General features: G+C 72.6%; 11 protein-coding genes. 1 reads left to right on the top strand and 10 read right to left on the bottom strand.

The features are described from left to right. Window positions 1–287: 287 nt before the first annotated feature. From ACFRIC_RS26405 to ACFRIC_RS26435, 7 genes are all read right to left on the bottom strand, one after another. Complete coding sequence (locus ACFRIC_RS26405; RefSeq protein WP_382790207.1) at window positions 288–470, bottom strand: hypothetical protein; 183 nt, start codon at window positions 468–470, stop codon at window positions 288–290. Then, window positions 467–2,773, bottom strand: a complete 2,307-nt coding sequence (locus ACFRIC_RS26410; protein ID WP_382790210.1) for a xanthine dehydrogenase family protein molybdopterin-binding subunit — start codon at window positions 2,771–2,773, stop codon at window positions 467–469. Before ACFRIC_RS26410 ends, ACFRIC_RS26405 begins: the two co-directional genes overlap by 4 nt. Continuing rightward, window positions 2,770–4,224 carry a (2Fe-2S)-binding protein gene (locus ACFRIC_RS26415; RefSeq protein ID WP_382790213.1) on the bottom strand — a complete coding sequence of 485 codons (1,455 nt, stop codon included), beginning with the start codon at window positions 4,222–4,224 and terminating at the stop codon, window positions 2,770–2,772. The genes ACFRIC_RS26410 and ACFRIC_RS26415 overlap by 4 nt, the downstream gene beginning before the upstream one ends. Further along, window positions 4,221–5,114 (bottom strand): FAD binding domain-containing protein, encoded by an 894-nt coding sequence (locus ACFRIC_RS26420; protein ID WP_382790216.1) that lies wholly within the window; start codon window positions 5,112–5,114, stop codon window positions 4,221–4,223. The genes ACFRIC_RS26415 and ACFRIC_RS26420 overlap by 4 nt, the downstream gene beginning before the upstream one ends. A 281-nt stretch (window positions 5,115–5,395) precedes the next feature. Then, window positions 5,396–7,048, bottom strand: a complete 1,653-nt coding sequence (locus tag ACFRIC_RS26425) for a beta-N-acetylhexosaminidase (RefSeq protein ID WP_382790219.1) — start codon at window positions 7,046–7,048, stop codon at window positions 5,396–5,398. A gap of 1,299 nt (window positions 7,049–8,347) precedes the next feature. Continuing rightward, window positions 8,348–8,647: a DUF3039 domain-containing protein gene (locus ACFRIC_RS26430; protein WP_351861896.1), complete on the bottom strand. Its 300-nt coding sequence runs from the start codon at window positions 8,645–8,647 to the stop codon at window positions 8,348–8,350. Window positions 8,648–8,733: 86 nt separating this feature from the next. Further along, the gene (locus ACFRIC_RS26435) at window positions 8,734–9,306 is read right to left on the bottom strand and encodes a YqgE/AlgH family protein (RefSeq protein ID WP_382790222.1); all 573 of its coding nucleotides are present in this window, start codon (window positions 9,304–9,306) and stop codon (window positions 8,734–8,736) included. 281 nt (window positions 9,307–9,587) lie between these two features. Here ACFRIC_RS26435 and murA point away from each other — a divergent pair, with 281 nt between their 5' ends. Then, window positions 9,588–10,928: a UDP-N-acetylglucosamine 1-carboxyvinyltransferase gene (gene murA, locus ACFRIC_RS26440; protein WP_339129611.1), complete on the top strand. Its 1,341-nt coding sequence runs from the start codon at window positions 9,588–9,590 to the stop codon at window positions 10,926–10,928. A gap of 187 nt (window positions 10,929–11,115) precedes the next feature. On the opposite strand, the gene ACFRIC_RS26445 is transcribed toward murA, so the two are convergent. From ACFRIC_RS26445 to ACFRIC_RS26455, 3 genes are all read right to left on the bottom strand, one after another. Further along, window positions 11,116–11,397: an HU family DNA-binding protein gene (locus ACFRIC_RS26445; protein WP_037619258.1), complete on the bottom strand. Its 282-nt coding sequence runs from the start codon at window positions 11,395–11,397 to the stop codon at window positions 11,116–11,118. 374 nt (window positions 11,398–11,771) lie between these two features. Beyond that, complete coding sequence (locus tag ACFRIC_RS26450; RefSeq protein WP_382790226.1) at window positions 11,772–13,205, bottom strand: NAD-dependent malic enzyme; 1,434 nt, start codon at window positions 13,203–13,205, stop codon at window positions 11,772–11,774. A 416-nt stretch (window positions 13,206–13,621) separates the two neighbouring features. Further along, window positions 13,622–16,015: a HelD family protein gene (locus ACFRIC_RS26455; protein WP_382790229.1), complete on the bottom strand. Its 2,394-nt coding sequence runs from the start codon at window positions 16,013–16,015 to the stop codon at window positions 13,622–13,624. Window positions 16,016–16,032 lie beyond the last annotated feature (17 nt).

Below are 16,032 nucleotides of genomic sequence, written 5' to 3' on the forward strand. Positions count from 1 at the left end.
AGGGGAACGGCCGTTCGTGCCACGGCAGTTCCCCACGAGCCAGAACGATACGCCGCCCCACTGACAACGCCAGGGACGCGCCGGGACGGACCGAAGCCGGTCGGGAAAACGTCGACGGGACGCCACGACGGACGGCTTGAGAAGCCGTGGCCGCAGGACGAAACCCGTGGGCGCAGGATGAATCCCTGGTCGCAGGATGAAGCCCTGGTCGCAGGATGAAGCCCTGGTCGCAGGATGAAGCCGTGGGCACGGGGTGAAGCCGTGGCCGCGGGATGAAGCCCTGGGCGTCAGGTGAAGTAGACGCCGCCGAGGACGACGGCCAGGGCCGCCAGTACGAACAGCAGCACCCAGAGCAGCAGTTTGCCCACGCCGGGCGCGGGTTCGTAGCGCGGCCCGGCGTCGGCGCCGGGGAGCGGCGGGGCGGAGCCGTCCGGCGAGGGTTCGCCGGACGCGTGCTCCCGCTCGGTCACGAGGCCGTCACCACGGCCGCCTGCGGGCGGATCGGCAGCCGGTTGACCGGCCGCCCGGTGGCCGCGCGGACGGCGGAGGCGATGGCCGCGGGCGAGGTCACGACCGGCACCGCGCTGGCCGCCTTGGCGCCGAAGGGGGCGACGACGTCGCGCTCCTCCACGAGCTTGACGATGCGGATGTCGGGCGCGTCCAGGGCGGTCGGCAGGGCGTAGCCGGTGAGGTCGGGGTGGCGGACCAGACCGCGGTTGGTCCGGAGGTTCTCGGTCAGCGCCGCGCCCACGCCCTGGGTGACGCCGGCTTCGATGCGGGCCTTGAGCTGCGCCGGGTTGAGGATCCGGCCGACGTCCTGGGCGAGCGCCAGCTCCACGACCCGTACCGAGCCGAGCTCGATGTCGACGTCGACCACCGCGCGGACGGCGCAGAACGCGAGGCCCACGAAGGCGTCGCCCTGGCCGTTCTCGTCCAGCGGTTCGGTCGGGTGCGGGCGGCACTGCGCGGTCGCCCACAGCTCCTTGCCGTCCATCGCCTCGGTGACCGTGGTCGACAGCACCCCGTCGTACGAGGTGATCTTGCCGTCGGTGATCTGGAGCAGCTCGGTGGACATGCCGAACTTGTGCGCCAGGGGCTGCAGCAACTGCGTGCGGACCATCTTGGCCGCGCGCTCCACCGCTCCGCCGGACACCCAGGTGTGCCGGCCGCGGGAGCTCGGACCGGCCGGCGGCTGGTCGGTGTCGACGGGAGCCACGTGCACCTCGTCGATGCCCAGGGTCTCCTGGACGATCTGGCGGGCCAGCGTGGTGAAGCCCTGGCCGGTCTCCACGGCCGCGCAGAGCACGGTGGCCACGCCGTCGTGGACCTTGACGGTGGCGGTCGAGACCTCGTCGGCGCCCTCGGCGCCGAGCATGTGCACCATGCCCAGTCCGTAGCCGACACCGCGGCGTACGGCACCGGGTTCGCCCGCGCCCTCGGGGCCGCCGGGCAGCAGCCACTCGTCCTCGGGCGTGTCCTTGGGCAGGGCGGGCAGCGGGTAGTCGCGCACGGCCTGGAGGAGCTCGGCGACGGGCGCCGGGCAGGTCACCGTCTGGCCGGTGGGCAGGATGTCGCCGGTGGCCAGGACGTTGCGCAGGCGCAGTTCGGCGGGGTCGACGCCGAGCTTCTTCGCCAGCTTGTCCATCTGGGCCTCGTAGGCGGCGCACACCTGGAGGGCGCCCTCGCCGCGGACGTGGCCCGAGGGCGGGTTGTTGGTGCGGACGGCCCAGCCCTCGATGAAGGCGTTCGGGACGACGTACGGGCCGCAGGCGAAGGAGACGGCGGCGGCCAGCGACTCGCCGGAGGTGTCGGCGTAGGCGCCCGCGTCGAGCAGGATCTGCGCCTCGACCTTGACGAGGTTGCCCTCGGCGTCGGCGTGGTGGCGGTAGCGCAGCAGCGTCGGGTGGCGGTGGGCGTGGCCGAGGAAGGACTCCTCGCGCGTGGCGGTGAGTTTCACCGGGCAGCCGGTCGCCAGGGCGAGGAGGCCGAGGGCGAGCTGGAAGCCCTGGTCCTCGCGGTCGGCGGTGGCCCCGGGGACACCGGTGACGACGACCTTCACGCGCGCGGGTTCGAGGCCGTAGCAGGCGGCGGCCGCGTCGCGGTCGCTGTGCGGGTCGGTGGAGGCGATGTAGAGCTCGACGCCGCCGTCGGGGCGGGGCACGGCGAGTCCGGCCTCGGCGCCGATGGGGGCGGGGTCCTGGCGGCCGATGCGGTACAGGCCCTCGACGACGACCTCGCCGACCGCGTCCGGGTCGCCGTGGCTCAGCGGGATGTGCCGGATCAGGTTGCCGTCGGGGTGCAGCGGTTCGGCCTCGAAGGCGTGCTCCGGGTCGGTGACCGGTTCGAGCACCTCGTACTCGACGATGACGGCGGCGGCGGCCATCCGGGCGGTGTCCGGGTGGTCGGCGGCGACGGCCGCGATGGGCTCGCCGTGGTGGCGTACGACGTCGGAGGCGAACACCGGGCGGTCGGCTCTGCCGCGGCCGTGGATCGGGGTGCCGGGCACGTCCTCGTGCGTGATGACCGCGCGCACGCCGGGCATCTCGCGCGCGTGGCTGGTGTCGATGGACAGGATGCGGGCGTGCGGGTGCGGCGAGCGGAGCACGGCGGCCCACAGCAGGCCCTCGGCCCACAGGTCGGCGGCGTAGGGGAACGTGCCCTCGGTCTTGGCGCGGTCGTCCGCGGCGGGCAGCGAGACGCCGAGCCCGTGCGGCACGGGCTCGGGGCCCGTCTCGGGCACCGCCGGTGTCGCGGTCGCGGCTTGGTTGGTCACGCCTGGCCTCCGTCCTGGCCGTACGGCTGGTCGTGCTGTGCCGGTACTCCGTAGGCGGCGCCGTCCTCGTAGGCGGAGGGGTGGATGCCGCCGGCGCCGGGGCCGGCCTGGTGCGGGATGCGGGCCTCGTCCGCCTCGGGGGCGGCCTCGGCCTCGGCCGCGGCGGCGGAGTGCGCCTCGCGTTCGGCGACGACCTCGCGCACGGCGTCCAGGACACCGCGGTAGCCGGAGCAGCGGCACAGGTTGCCGCACAGGGCCTGGCGGGTCTCCAGTTCGCTCGGCGCGGGGTTGCCCTCCAGCAGGTCGTGCAGGGTCATCGCCATGCCGGGGACGCAGAAGCCGCACTGCACGGCACCGCACCTGGCCAGCGCCCGCTGGACGTCGGAGGGCTGTCCGTCGGCGGCCAGGCCCTCGACGGTGCGCACCTCGCTGCCGGCGGCCGTGACGCCGGGCACCAGGCAGGAGGCGACGAGCCGGCCGTCCACCTGGACGTTGCAGGCACCGCACTCGCCCTGCGAGCAGCCGTCCTTGGCGCCCGCGAGGCCCAGCCGCTCGCGCAGCACGTAGAGCAGCGACTCGCCGACCCAGGCGTCGGTGACCGGCCGGTCGGCGCCGTTGACGCGCAGGACGTAGGAGGCCAGGGGGTGATCGTCGTGTCCGGTCGGGGCCGGGAGGTCCGCGTCCAGGGTCTCGTCGGCCGTCACGGCGGCCTCGTGCGCCGGATCCGGCTCGGCCGCCTCGGGCGTCCCTGCGGTCACCGGACGGGGGTCGGCGGCGGGCTCGGCGGCCTCGTGAGCCGCCTGTGCGGCCTCCTGGGCGGCTCGCGCGGGCGATTCGACTCCGGGATGCCCCGCGGGTCCGGCGGGGGCCTCAGCGGCCGTTTCGTGGGCCTCGGCGGTCCAGGGCTGTCCGATCTCGCCGGCCCAGGGCGCGGCCGCGCCGCCGGGGAGCGTGGCGGGCGGGGTGCCGCCCCACTGCTCGACGAGTGCCGAGGTGGTGAACTCGCCCGATTCGTCCGGGAGGTCGCCTCCGGCCACCGGGATCGACCACTGCCCGGTCACGTCGTGCCCGGGTCCCTGCGCCTGGCCGGAGCCGTCGTCGAACTGCCACTGTCCGGTGGAACCGGGGTGGTACGTGAAGCGGTCGTCGTGGGCGCCGGCCTGCCGCGCGGTGTCGGGATCCGGCCACTGCCCGTCGCCGCCCCGACCGGCCCAGGTGCCGCCGGCGGCCGGGTCGGCGGACTCGGCGGGGGCGGGCGTCACGTCGATCTGCGGGGGCACGTAGCCGTGTCCGGGCGCGGCGAGGGGCTCCCGGCTCGCGAGCAGTGCCTCTATGCCGCCCTCGGGGAGCTTGACGAAGGCGGTGGCTCCGTCGTCGTAGTCGCCCTGGGGCAGCGGGTCCCAGCGGCTCCCGCCGCGCGAAGCGCCCTCTTCGTGCTGGTCGTCGGTCACGACAGTGCCCTTCCAAGTGCTCGTCGGGCCAGCGCGGCGACGGTGCGCCGCAGGTGCAGTACGGCGGGCGGAAGCGGTGTGAGGGTTCCGTCCTCGGCGGGGACGGGATCCGGGATGCAGGCCGCGGCCACGTACTCGCCGAACGCGCTCAGCGCCTCGGGGACGATCGCGCGGTTGTTGTCCCAGTCGATGAGCTGGGCGACCCAGGCCTCGGCGTCCAGCGGCCGCAGCGGCATCGGCGCTATGGCGCCGACGGCGCAGCGCACGCCGCGCCTGGCCGGGTCGAGGACGACGGCGACGGAGGCGATGGCGCGCCCGGGTCCGGTGCGGCCGGTGGCCTTCAGGAAGACCTGCGGCGCGTGCAGCAGCGGCACGCGGACGTAGCCGATGAGTTCTCCGCCGCGGAGCATGTCCACGCCGGCGAGCAGATGCGACACGGGGATCTCGCGCCGGGTGCCGCCCGGCCCCGCGATGATCAGCGTGGCTTCCAGTGCGGCCAGTACGGGCAGCGCGTCCCCGGTGGGGGCGGCCGTGGCGATGTTGCCGCCGAGGGTGCCGGCGTTGCGGATCTGCGGCGGTCCGGCCGCCCGCGCCGCGGCCGCGAGCGCCGGGATGAGGGCGGCGAAGTCGGGGCGGCCCATGCGGGCGTGCGTGAGGCCCGCGCCGAGCAGCGCGTGGCCGTCCTGGTACTGCCAGCCGCGGATCTCGGTGATCCGGCCGAGGCCGACGAGCGCGGCCGGCCTGAGCTGTCCGGAGTTGACCGCGGCCATGAGGTCCGTGCCGCCTGCCACCGGAACGGCCGTGGGCATGGCGGACAGCGCCGCCACCGCCTCGTCCAGCGAGACGGGCAGCGTCACGGCCTGCGCCGTCTGCGGTGCGTGCGTGGTCAAACCGGTTGCCCCTTCCCGCTGCCCCACCTGGTCCCACCTGTGCTGCCGTACGGTACGTGCTGACAGGGCGGACGTGGCAACTCTGGCACATCTTCCCGGGCCCTCGACGCGGGGGTCCGCTAGGAGGCATTCGCCCGTCTCACCAGGGAGATGGCCTGTTTTCGCACGGCATCACCGGTGGAAGCCGATTATCACTCTTCGGTGACCCTTGGGGGCCATTTTTCCTTGTGGTGCAACGGCTCCGGGACACGGGCACCGGAGCCGGGCGACCGTGAGCGGTCTCACACGTTCGGGGGCGCCCCCTCGATCGGGCGTCCGAGCACGCCCGGCCGCCGCTGCCAGGGCCGCGGACCCGAGGGCGCGCGGTAGGCCACGCCGAGGGCGTCGAGCCGCCCGTAGTGGGCGTTCATCCGCCGCTCGAAGCCGGCGAAGTCCCGATCCCCGGGGGCCGGCAGACGGCTCCAGGCGACCTCGGCGAAGGCGGCGAGCCGCGGGAACGCCTGGTAGTCCACGCGCGCGTGGTCCTCCATCACCTCGGTCCACACGTTGGCCTGCGTGCCCAGCACGTGCCGCGCCTCGGCCTCGGTGAGCTGCGGCGGAACCGGCTCGAAGCGGTAGACGTCCTCCAGAGTGCGCACATAGGCGATCGGCACCGGTTCGTCCTCGCCCGCGGCCTGACGGTAGTCCAGATACACATGCTGCTCGGGGCACATGACGACGTCGTGGCCCGCGCGCGCGGCCGTGACCCCGCCCTGGTAGCCGCGCCACGACGAGACCGCGGCGCCCGGCGCCAGACCGCCCTCCAGGATCTCGTCCCAGCCGATGAGCCGACGTCCGCGCGCGGACAGCCAGTTGTCGAAGTGCCGGATGAACCAGGCCTGCAACGCGTCCTCGTCGGCGAGCCCGAGTTCCCGGATGCGCGCCTGCGCCGTGGCCGACTCCCTCCACTGGTCCTTGGCGCACTCGTCGCCCCCGACGTGGAAGAAGCCGGAGAACTCCGGGAAGCGGTCCGGGTCCGCCGGGAACAGGTCGAGGAGTTCCTCGAACACCCCCTCGTAGAAGCGCAGGGTGTTGTCGGTGGGGGCGAGTACGTTTTTGGAGACGCCCCAGTTGTCCCAGACGGTCAGGGAGGTCGTGTCGACGACGTCGGTGTTGCCCAGTTCCGGATACGCGGCGATGGCGGCCTGCGAGTGGCCGGGGATGTCGATTTCGGGGACGACGGCGATATGCCGCTCGGCCGCGTACGCGACGATCTCCCGGATGTCGTCCTGGGTGTAGAAGCCTCCGTGCGGCTTGTCGTCCCACAGCGGCGAGGCCCGGTGGCCGAATTTGGTGCGCGCCCGCCAGGAGCCGATCTCCGTCAGCTTCGGATAGCGATTGATCTGAACACGCCATCCCTGATCGTCGGTGAGATGGAAGTGGAAGACGTTGAGTTTGTGCGCGGCCAGCAGATCGAGGTAGCGCAGGACGCCTTCCTTCGGCATGAAGTGCCGTGAGACGTCGAGCATCAGACCGCGCCAGCGGAATCGGGGCGCGTCCTCGATGACTCCGTGCCGGATTTCGCACGCCGTCCGCGGACGGACGGGGGCGCGGCGGAATGCGTCGGGGCCGAGCAGTTGACGCAGTGTCTGGGCGCCCCAGAAGACGCCGGCCGCGTCGCCGCCGCGGATCTCGACACCGTCGTCGCCGACGGCGAGCCGGTAGGCCTCCGGCCCCAGGGTGTCGTCGAGGAGCAGGCGTACGGCGCGCGGAGCGTCCCGCGGCCCAGGTCGCAGGGGCAGGCCGAGCGCGGCGCCGAGGGACGCGCCGAGCCAGCGCGCGGTGGTGTCCGTGCCCGGCGCGGCCCACAGGACGGTGTCCGCGTCCAGCGTGAACCGTCCTTCCGCCGCGCCTTCGACGACGAGGGGAGCGGGAATCAGGCCCGTGTCCTTCATGTCCATCCGTCCTTCAGTCCTTTACCGCCGCCGGGGCCGGAGACGGGTCACTGGGTTCGCGTACGAAGAGGAGCCGTATGAGGAAGATCGGCGTGGGGAGGACCGGCACGTGAATGGCCGCCGGGAAGGCGGGCGCCATACCGTCCGGTCGGACTCCCGGACCCGTCCGGCGAGTTCGGGAAATCGCCCCGGAGGCCGTGGACCGGGGTGTGGCCGGGCGGGAAAGTGATCCGCCCGGGGAAATCGCGCGCGGCCCGCCCGGCCGGTTTCCCGAGGCCTTCCGCGCATCCGCGACGGGGCCGGTGAAACCGCGCGGCATCGGGACCGTGCGGGGCCGCCCGACTTCGGTGGGCCGGAGTCGGGCGGCAAGGGGAAGAGGGGTCCGCCGGCGCCGTGCGGGGCATCGTCCGGACCGCCCGGAAGACGACTGGTGAGCCGCTCCGGAATCGGAACCGGAATGGTCGCGGTGGCGGTGCCGGGGGAAATCCGCCGTGCGCGCCGACGACGGCGGCGCGGTCCGCCCGGAGAAGACGCCCGGGGAACTGACGGACGAATTCCCGCCGCCCCAGGAGCCCGGGGAAAGCCCTCCCCGAAGGACACCGCCCGGACGCGAGACACGGGCCCACCGGGGGGCGCCGGTCCGCCGGAGAGCGCCGGTCCGCCGGAGGGCACAGTCCGGCCCCGAGCCACCGGCCCGCCGGAGGGCACCAGCCCGCGGGAGAGCGCCCGTCTGCCGGAGAGCACCGTCCGGCCGCGAACCACTGGCCCACCGGAGGGCACCGGCCGGCCGTGAGCCACCAGCCTGCCGAAGGGTGCCTGCCTGCCGAAGGGCACCGGCCGGCCGCGAGCCACCGGCCCGCCGGAGAGTGCCCTGCCGATGGAGGGCGCCTGTCTGCCGGAGGGCGCGGGTCCGCCGGAGGGCGGCGCCGCTCGGTTGCGGGGAACGGTCGGCCGCAAGGGGTCCGGTGTCGGCCGGAGGTGGGGTGGTCACCGTCCGCGCCACGGCGATCCGGGAGCACTGGGCTTCAACGGGCGTCCTCCAGCCAGAGCGTGTTGCGGCATGCGCAATGACGGTTTCGCATCGCACAACACTCCGGAGGCTAAGGAGTACCGGGACCCGCCGACAAGAGGTCTACACCACTCTGTGATCGCGGACCGCTGTGAAAAACAGCCCGCCCCCGCAGGAGACGACCGCTCCGGGAGCGCCCCGCGCACGACACGGCCGCGCCGCCCCTCGCCGGGGGCGTCGCGGCCGTGGTCGGTCTGCGCGGCGTACCGCGCCGGGGCCGGAGCCCGGCGCTACTTCTTGTCGCCGCCCTTGCCCTGGTCGCCGCCACCGGCGCCCATGGACTCGAAGATCTCCTTGCACATGGGACACACGGGGTACTTCTTCGGGTCGCGGCCCGGCACCCACACCTTGCCGCACAGCGCCACCACGGGCGTGCCGTCCAGCGCGCTCGCCATGATCTTGTCCTTCTGGACGTAATGGGCGAAGCGCTCGTGGTCCCCGTCGCCGTGCGACACCTGCGGCGTCGGCTCTACGAGGGTCCCCGTCCCCGTGCCTCGCTGGGGCTGGGTCTCAGGCTCAAGAGTGCTCATGAAGCCAAGGGTACTGGGGCTCGCAGCCATCAGTTGAGGGAAGGGCCGCGCACGAACGGCGGAAGGCACCGGGGCCGGTGCGCCGGTCAGTTGAGGGAGGCGTCGTCGGGGTACGTCGCGACCATCGCCAGCTCACTGCGCTGGCGGCGCAGGACCTCGCGCCACAGGCGTTCGGGCGCCGGGGAGGAGACGTCGCCGGGTTCGGACTCGACGACGTACCAGGCGCCGTCGACCAGTTCGTTCTCCAGTTGGCCCGGTCCCCAGCCCGCGTATCCGGCGAAGATGCGCAGGGAGCCGAGGGCGGACGCCAGCAGTTCGGGCGGGGCCTCCAGGTCCACGAGACCGATCGCGCCGTGCACCCGCCGCCAGCCGAGGGGCGCACGCTCCCCCGCCATGCCGCCCGGGATGACCGCCACCCCCAGCGCGGAGTCCAGCGAGACGGGGCCGCCCTGGAAGACGACCCCCGGTTCCCCGGCCAGTCCGGCCCAGTTCTCCAGGATGTCCCCGACACCGACCGGCGTCGGACGGTTGAGGACGACACCGAGGGAGCCCTCCTCGTCGTGGTCGAGGAGCAGCACCACCGCGCGGTCGAAGTTCGGGTCCGCCAGGGCGGGCGTGGCCACGAGCAGCCGCCCTGTGAGCGAGGACACCTCGGTCATGCCAGACATGATCCCGCACATTCCCTTCATGTGGGGAGCCAATGCGCGTACGGGAGTGAATGCAGCTCAGGGCGCAACGAAGCGTCGCCCGCGCACGGCGGCGCCGGTGACCCCCCGTGCCCGGCCCGGGACGGCTCGTGTTGTGGCCAAGCTATGACAGAGCTGAGTCCTCCTCGGGCTTACTGCGCCGGGGCGGGCGCCCATTACCCTTGCTGTTCGGCTCCCGTACGACCGGCCTGCCGACGACCCACACCTGCCCAACTCATCGGAACGCGAGATACATGACCGTCAACGACGATGTCCTGCTTGTCCATGGCGGAACCCCGCTTGAGGGCGAGATCCGTGTCCGCGGTGCGAAGAACCTCGTACCGAAGGCCATGGTCGCCGCCCTGCTGGGCAGCGGGCCGAGCCGGCTGCGCAATGTCCCCGACATCCGCGACGTCCGTGTCGTACGCGGGCTGCTGCAGTTGCACGGTGTGACCGTCCGTCCGGGTGAGGAGCCCGGTGAGCTGATCCTCGATCCCTCGCACGTCGAGAGCGCGAACGTCGCCGACATCGATGCCCATGCGGGCTCGTCGCGCATCCCGATCCTCTTCTGCGGCCCGCTGCTGCACCGGCTGGGCCACGCGTTCATCCCGGGCCTCGGCGGCTGCGACATCGGCGGCCGGCCGATCGACTTCCACTTCGAGGTGCTGCGGCAGTTCGGCGCGAAGATCGAGAAGCGGGAGGACGGCCAGTACCTGGAGGCCCCGCAGCGGCTGCGCGGCACCAAGATCCAGCTTCCGTACCCGTCCGTGGGCGCCACCGAGCAGGTCCTGCTGACCGCGGTCCTCGCGGAGGGTGTCACGGAGCTCTCGAACGCGGCCGTGGAGCCGGAGATCGAGGACCTGATCTGCGTCCTGCAGAAGATGGGCGCCATCATCGCGATGGACACCGACCGGACGATCCGCATCACCGGTGTGGACTCGCTCGGCGGTTACACCCACGCGGCCCTCCCGGACCGCCTGGAGGCCGCCTCGTGGGCTTCCGCGGCGCTGGCGACCGAGGGCAACATCTACGTCCGCGGCGCCCAGCAGCGGTCGATGATGACGTTCCTGAACACCTACCGCAAGGTGGGCGGCGCCTTCGAGATCGACGACGAGGGCATCCGCTTCTGGCACCCGGGCTCGCAGCTCAAGTCCATCGCGCTGGAGACGGACGTCCACCCCGGTTTCCAGACCGACTGGCAGCAGCCGCTGGTCGTGGCCCTGACGCAGGCCACCGGCCTGTCGATCATCCACGAGACGGTGTACGAGTCCCGGCTGGGCTTCACGTCCGCGCTGAACCAGATGGGCGCGCACATCCAGCTCTACCGCGAGTGCCTCGGCGGCTCGGTCTGCCGCTTCGGCCAGCGCAACTTCCTGCACTCCGCCGTCGTTTCGGGCCCGACGAAGCTGCAGGGCGCCGACCTGGTCATCCCCGACCTGCGCGGCGGCTTCTCGTACCTGATCGCGGCGCTGGCGGCCCAGGGCACGTCCCGCGTCCACGGCATCGACCTGATCAACCGCGGCTACGAGAACTTCATGGACAAGCTCATCGCCCTCGGCGCGAAGGTCGAACTGCCCGGCAAGGCGCTCGGCTAGCACTTCGGCGAGAACGCCCGCGTACGCCACGTACGCGGGCGTTCCCGGTCACGTACGCCACATACCTTCGCGGGCTCGCCCGCGTACGCCGATGGGGCGGCCCCCTGAAAGGGCCGCCCCATTGGCGTTGCTGGGCTTCGTACGTCTCCCGCGTCCCGCGTCCGAGGGGAACGTACGGGCGCCGGGACTAGTTGCCCTTGGCGGCTTCCTTGAGCTTGCTGCCCGCGGAGACCTTCACGCTGAAGCCGGCCGGGATCTGGATCGGGTCGCCGGTCTGCGGGTTGCGCGCGGTGCGAGCGGCACGGTGGGTGCGCTCGAAGGTCAGGAAGCCGGGGATGGTCACCTTCTCGTCGCCCTTGGCGACGATCTCGCCGACGGTCTCGGCGAAAGCGGCCAGAACGGCGTCGGCGTCCTTGCGGGTCACCTCGGCACGGTCGGCCAGCGCGGCCACCAGCTCACTGCGGTTCATGTTGTTACTCCCGTGTTCTTCTTGCTGTTGAGGCGTGCCAGGCGGCGGAGCCGCATATCGGGCACAGTGAAGCCGATGCTGCCAGGGTCCTCGGTCGGCTCCCGGACCCGGGTCCGTGGCCAGACCGTCGCGCCCGAAGACGCATCCTGCCCCCACCTGCGGCGGGAAAGCCAATCCGGCACCCCTGGGAGTCACACGAACACCCTTGGGGGTCACACGAAGAGGCCCCTGCGAGGCCTGAGCCTGGCCGCCACCCTAGAGGCGGCCACTGGCCCCGCGTTCCGCGACGCGCCGGGTTCCGGGCGGTCGTGGCGCCCGTCACAGACGGGACATCGGCCGGTACGGCACGGGCTCGCGGCCCGGCTCGACCCGTGCTACGCGCTCGTGTTGGCCGCGTCCGTCGCCCCCGCCGCCTTCGCCGCGTCACGCACGGCCCCGGCGACCGCGCCCGCGACCTTGTCGTTGAAGACGCTGGGGATGATGTAGTTCGGGTTGAGCTCGTCCTCGGTCACCACGTTCGCGAGCGCGGCCGCGGCGGCGAGCATCATGTCCGTGTTGACGGTACGCGACTGGGCGTCCAGGAGGCCACGGAAGACACCCGGGAACACCAGGACGTTGTTGATCTGGTTGGGGAAGTCGGAGCGGCCGGTGGCCACAACTGCCGCGGTCTGGCGGGCGATTGCCGGGTCGACCTCGGGGTCGGGGTTCGCAAGCGCGAACACGATGGCGTTGTCCGCCATCGAGGCCACGTCGTCCCCGTCGATCACGTTCGGGGCGGAGACACCGATGAAGACGTCGGCGTCGCGCACGGCCTCCTTCAACGTGCCCGTGAGGCCTTCGAGGTTGGTGTTGTCGGCGATCCAGCGCAGCGGGGAGTCCGGGGCGGCGTCGACGAGGTCGCCGCGGCCGGCGTGGACGACGCCGTGGATGTCGGCGACGACGGCGTTCTTCACCCCGGCGGCGATGAGCAGCTTGAGGATGGCCGTACCGGCCGCTCCCGCGCCGGACATGACGACCCGGATGTCGCCGATCGCCTTGCCCGCGACACGAAGCGCGTTGGTCAGGGCGGCGAGGACGACGATGGCCGTGCCGTGCTGGTCGTCGTGGAAGACGGGGATGTCGAGGGCCTCGCGCAGCCGGGCCTCGATCTCGAAGCAGCGCGGCGCGGAGATGTCCTCCAGGTTGATGCCCGCGAAGCCGGGGGCGATCGCCTTGACGATCTCGACGATCGCGTCGGTGTCCTGGGTGTCCAGGCACAGCGGCCAGGCGTCGATGCCGGCGAAGCGCTTGAAGAGGGCCGCCTTGCCCTCCATGACGGGCAGCGCGGCCTTCGGGCCGATGTTGCCGAGGCCCAGCACCGCGGAGCCGTCCGTCACGACCGCAACGGAATTGCGCTTGATGGTGAGGCGGCGGGCGTCCTCGGGGTTCTCGGCGATCGCCATGCACACCCGGGCCACACCCGGGGTGTAGATCATGGAGAGGTCGTCACGGTTGCGGATCGGGTGCTTGGACTGCATCTCGATCTTGCCGCCGAGGTGCATGAGGAACGTACGGTCGGAGACCTTGCCGAGCGTCACGCCCTCGATCCGCCGGAGCTGCTCGACGATCTCGTCGGCGTGCGAGGTGGAGCTCGCCGCGATGGTGACGTCGATCCGGAGCTTCTCGTGGCCGGACGCGGTCACGTCGAGGCCGGTCACCGAGCCTCCGCTGGACTCCACGGCCGTCGTGAGCTGGGATACCGCGGTTCCGCTCGCGGGCACCTCCAGCCGGACCGTCATCGAGTAGGAGACGCTGGGCGCCGTTGCCATGGCCGACTTCCTCTGCTTTCACCGAGTCACTGCTTTGTGCCGTCCGATCGTCGCACCTACCACCGAGTACGCGGTAGTCGCCCCGGATTGCGAACGTTTTGTTCGCCGGGGGTTCGCTCTTCGGAAAGCGGATTCCACTGTACGAGAGAGGGGCGACCGCCGCGCGCAAGGGTCGGGGGACCGGCCGGGGGACGAAAGAGGCCCACGTCACGGATGACGTGGGCCTCTCCAGGTCCTTCGGTGAAGGACGACGTTCAATGACACCGACCCGCCATGCTCGCCTCGCGGCAAGTGGTCGCTCGTAGCGACGAAGGTTGGGCCCGGGGGCTTGGATCGGGCCGGTGTCACGTCAAAGGTAACAAAGGATTCCCGTGGAGCAATTCCCGTCCCGGGAGTTCTTTTCGGCGCGGGGGCCGTCAGTCCCGCAGGAGGTCGGGCACCCCGTCCGCGTCGGGCTCGTCGCGGTCGCTGGAGACCACGGTGAGCTGCTGCGTGGCCCGGGTCAGGGCGACGTACAGGACCCGCAGTCCGGCGGGCGACTCGTCGGCGATCTCCGCGGGCGAGACGACCACGGTCGCGTCGTACTCCAGGCCCTTGGCCTCCAGGCTTCCCAGGGCCACCACGCGGTCCCCGAGCCCGGTGAGCCAGCGGGCGGCCTCCTCGCGCCGGTTCATGGCGACGACGACGCCCACGGTGCCGTCGACCCGGTCGAGAAGATGGGCGGCCTCGGCCCGCACGGTCTGCGCGAGCGAGTCCCGTACGACCGCGAAGCGGGGCTCGACGCCCGTGGACCGTACGGCGGACGGGGACTCGGAGCCCGGCATGGCGAGCGCGAGGACCTTGGCGGCCAGCTCGGCGATCTCCGCTGGGTTGCGGTAGTTGACGGTGAGGGTGAAGCGGCGCCGGGGGCGGGTGCCGAGCGCCTCGTCCCGGGCCTCGGCCGCCTCGTCGGGATCGGACCACGAGGACTGGGCCGGGTCGCCCACGACCGTCCAGGTGGCGTGCCGGCCGCGCCGGCCGACCATCCGCCACTGCATGGGCGTGAGGTCCTGCGCCTCGTCGACGATCACGTGCGCGTACTCGGTCCGCTCCTGCGCCAGCCGCTCGGCGCGCTCGCGCTGGGTCTCCTCGCGCACCGGCATGAGCTCCTCCAGACCGGTGAGCTGGTCCAGCGGGTCCAGATCGCGGCGCTTCCTGGGCCGTGCGGGTGTCCCGACGATGGCCTCCAGCTCGTCGAGCATCGCCACGTCGTGCACGGAGAACCCGTCCCGCTTGAGCGAGCGGGCCACCCGGCGGACCTCCCCCGGGTTGAGGATCCGGCGCGCCCAGCGCCCGAGGCGCCGCTCGTCGGCCATCGCGGCCAGCACCCCGCGCGGGGTCAGCTCCGGCCACCAGGCGTCCAGGAACGCCAGGAAACTGTCCTCGGAGGTGACGTCCTCGTCGAACGAGGACCGCAGCTCGGCGGCCAGCTCCGGGTCCGAGTGCCGGGTCCCGGCGCCCGACTTCGCCCACAGCGCGTCCAGCAGGAGTCTGCGGGCGCGCGGGCGCAGCAGGTTGACCGGCGCGGTCCCGCCGAGCGCGTTGTGCTTGATCCGGTCCAGTTCGGCGGACTCCAGCTCCAGACGGCGCCCGAAGGCGACGACCCGCAGCCGGGTGGGGGTGCCGGCGGGGGCCTGTTCCGGCTCGCCGAAGGTGAGCTGGCCGTTGTCGGCGCCGCGTGCCGGGCCGGCCGGGTTCTCCAGCGCGCCGCGCGCCGCCTTCCGCAGCACCTTCAGCATCCGGTACGAGCCCTTGGCGCGGGCCACCGCCGGGGAGTCGTACAGCGTCGCGGCCACGCCGTCGACGAGCGAGCCGATCGCGCGGATCGCGACCTGACCCTCCTCGCCGAGCGAGGGCAGCACGCCCTCGGTGTAGGCGACGAGCAGCGGGGTCGGCGAGACGATCAGGATGCCGCCCGCGTACCGCCGGCGGTCCTGGTAGAGCAGGTAGGCGGCCCGGTGCAGGGCGACGGCCGTCTTGCCGGTGCCGGGGCCGCCCTCGACGTAGGTCACGGACGCGGCGGGCGCGCGGATCACCATGTCCTGCTCGGCCTGGATGGACGCCACGATGTCGCGCATGGTGTGGCTGCGGGCCTGCCCGAGCGCGGCCATGAGCGCGCCGTCGCCGATGACGGGCAGCTCACGGCCGTCGAGGGAGGCCTTGACCTGCGGGCGCATGAGGTCGTCCTCGACCCCGAGGACCCGGCGGCCCTTGGAGCGGATGACCCGGCGGCGCACGACCCGGCCGGGGTCGACCGGGGTGGAGCGGTAGAACGGGGCGGCGGCCGGTGCCCGCCAGTCGATCACCAGCGGCGCGTACTCGGCGTCCAGGACGCCGATACGGCCGATGTGGAGCGTCTCCGCGATGTCGGCGGTGTTGTCCTCGCGGACCGCGCCCTCGGCGGGCTCCACCGCGGTGTACGCGCCGTCGGGACCCTTCACGCCGTCCTTGCCGCGGAGCAGGTCGATCCGGCCGAAGAGGAAGTCCTCGAACTCGTTGTTGAGACGGTTGAGGTGGATTCCCGCGCGGAACACCTGGGCGTCCCGCTCCGCGAGCGCCCCCGGTGTGCCGACGTGACCGCGCTGGGCGGCGTCGTGCATGAGGAACTCGGCCTCGTGGATCTTCTCCTCGAGGCGCCGGTAGACCCGGTCCAGATGTTCCTGTTCGACGGCGATCTCACGGTCCCGTACGGAGTCGTCCTTGACGGATTCCTCCGGTACGGATGTGCGGACCGAGCCGAGCGCGGTTTCCTGCTGAGCCTGAGCGGCCACCGGGCGCCCCCTTCTGA

Source organism: Streptomyces sp. NPDC056738 (genome assembly GCF_042790435.1).
Classification (GTDB): Bacteria; Actinomycetota; Actinomycetes; order Streptomycetales; family Streptomycetaceae; genus Streptomyces.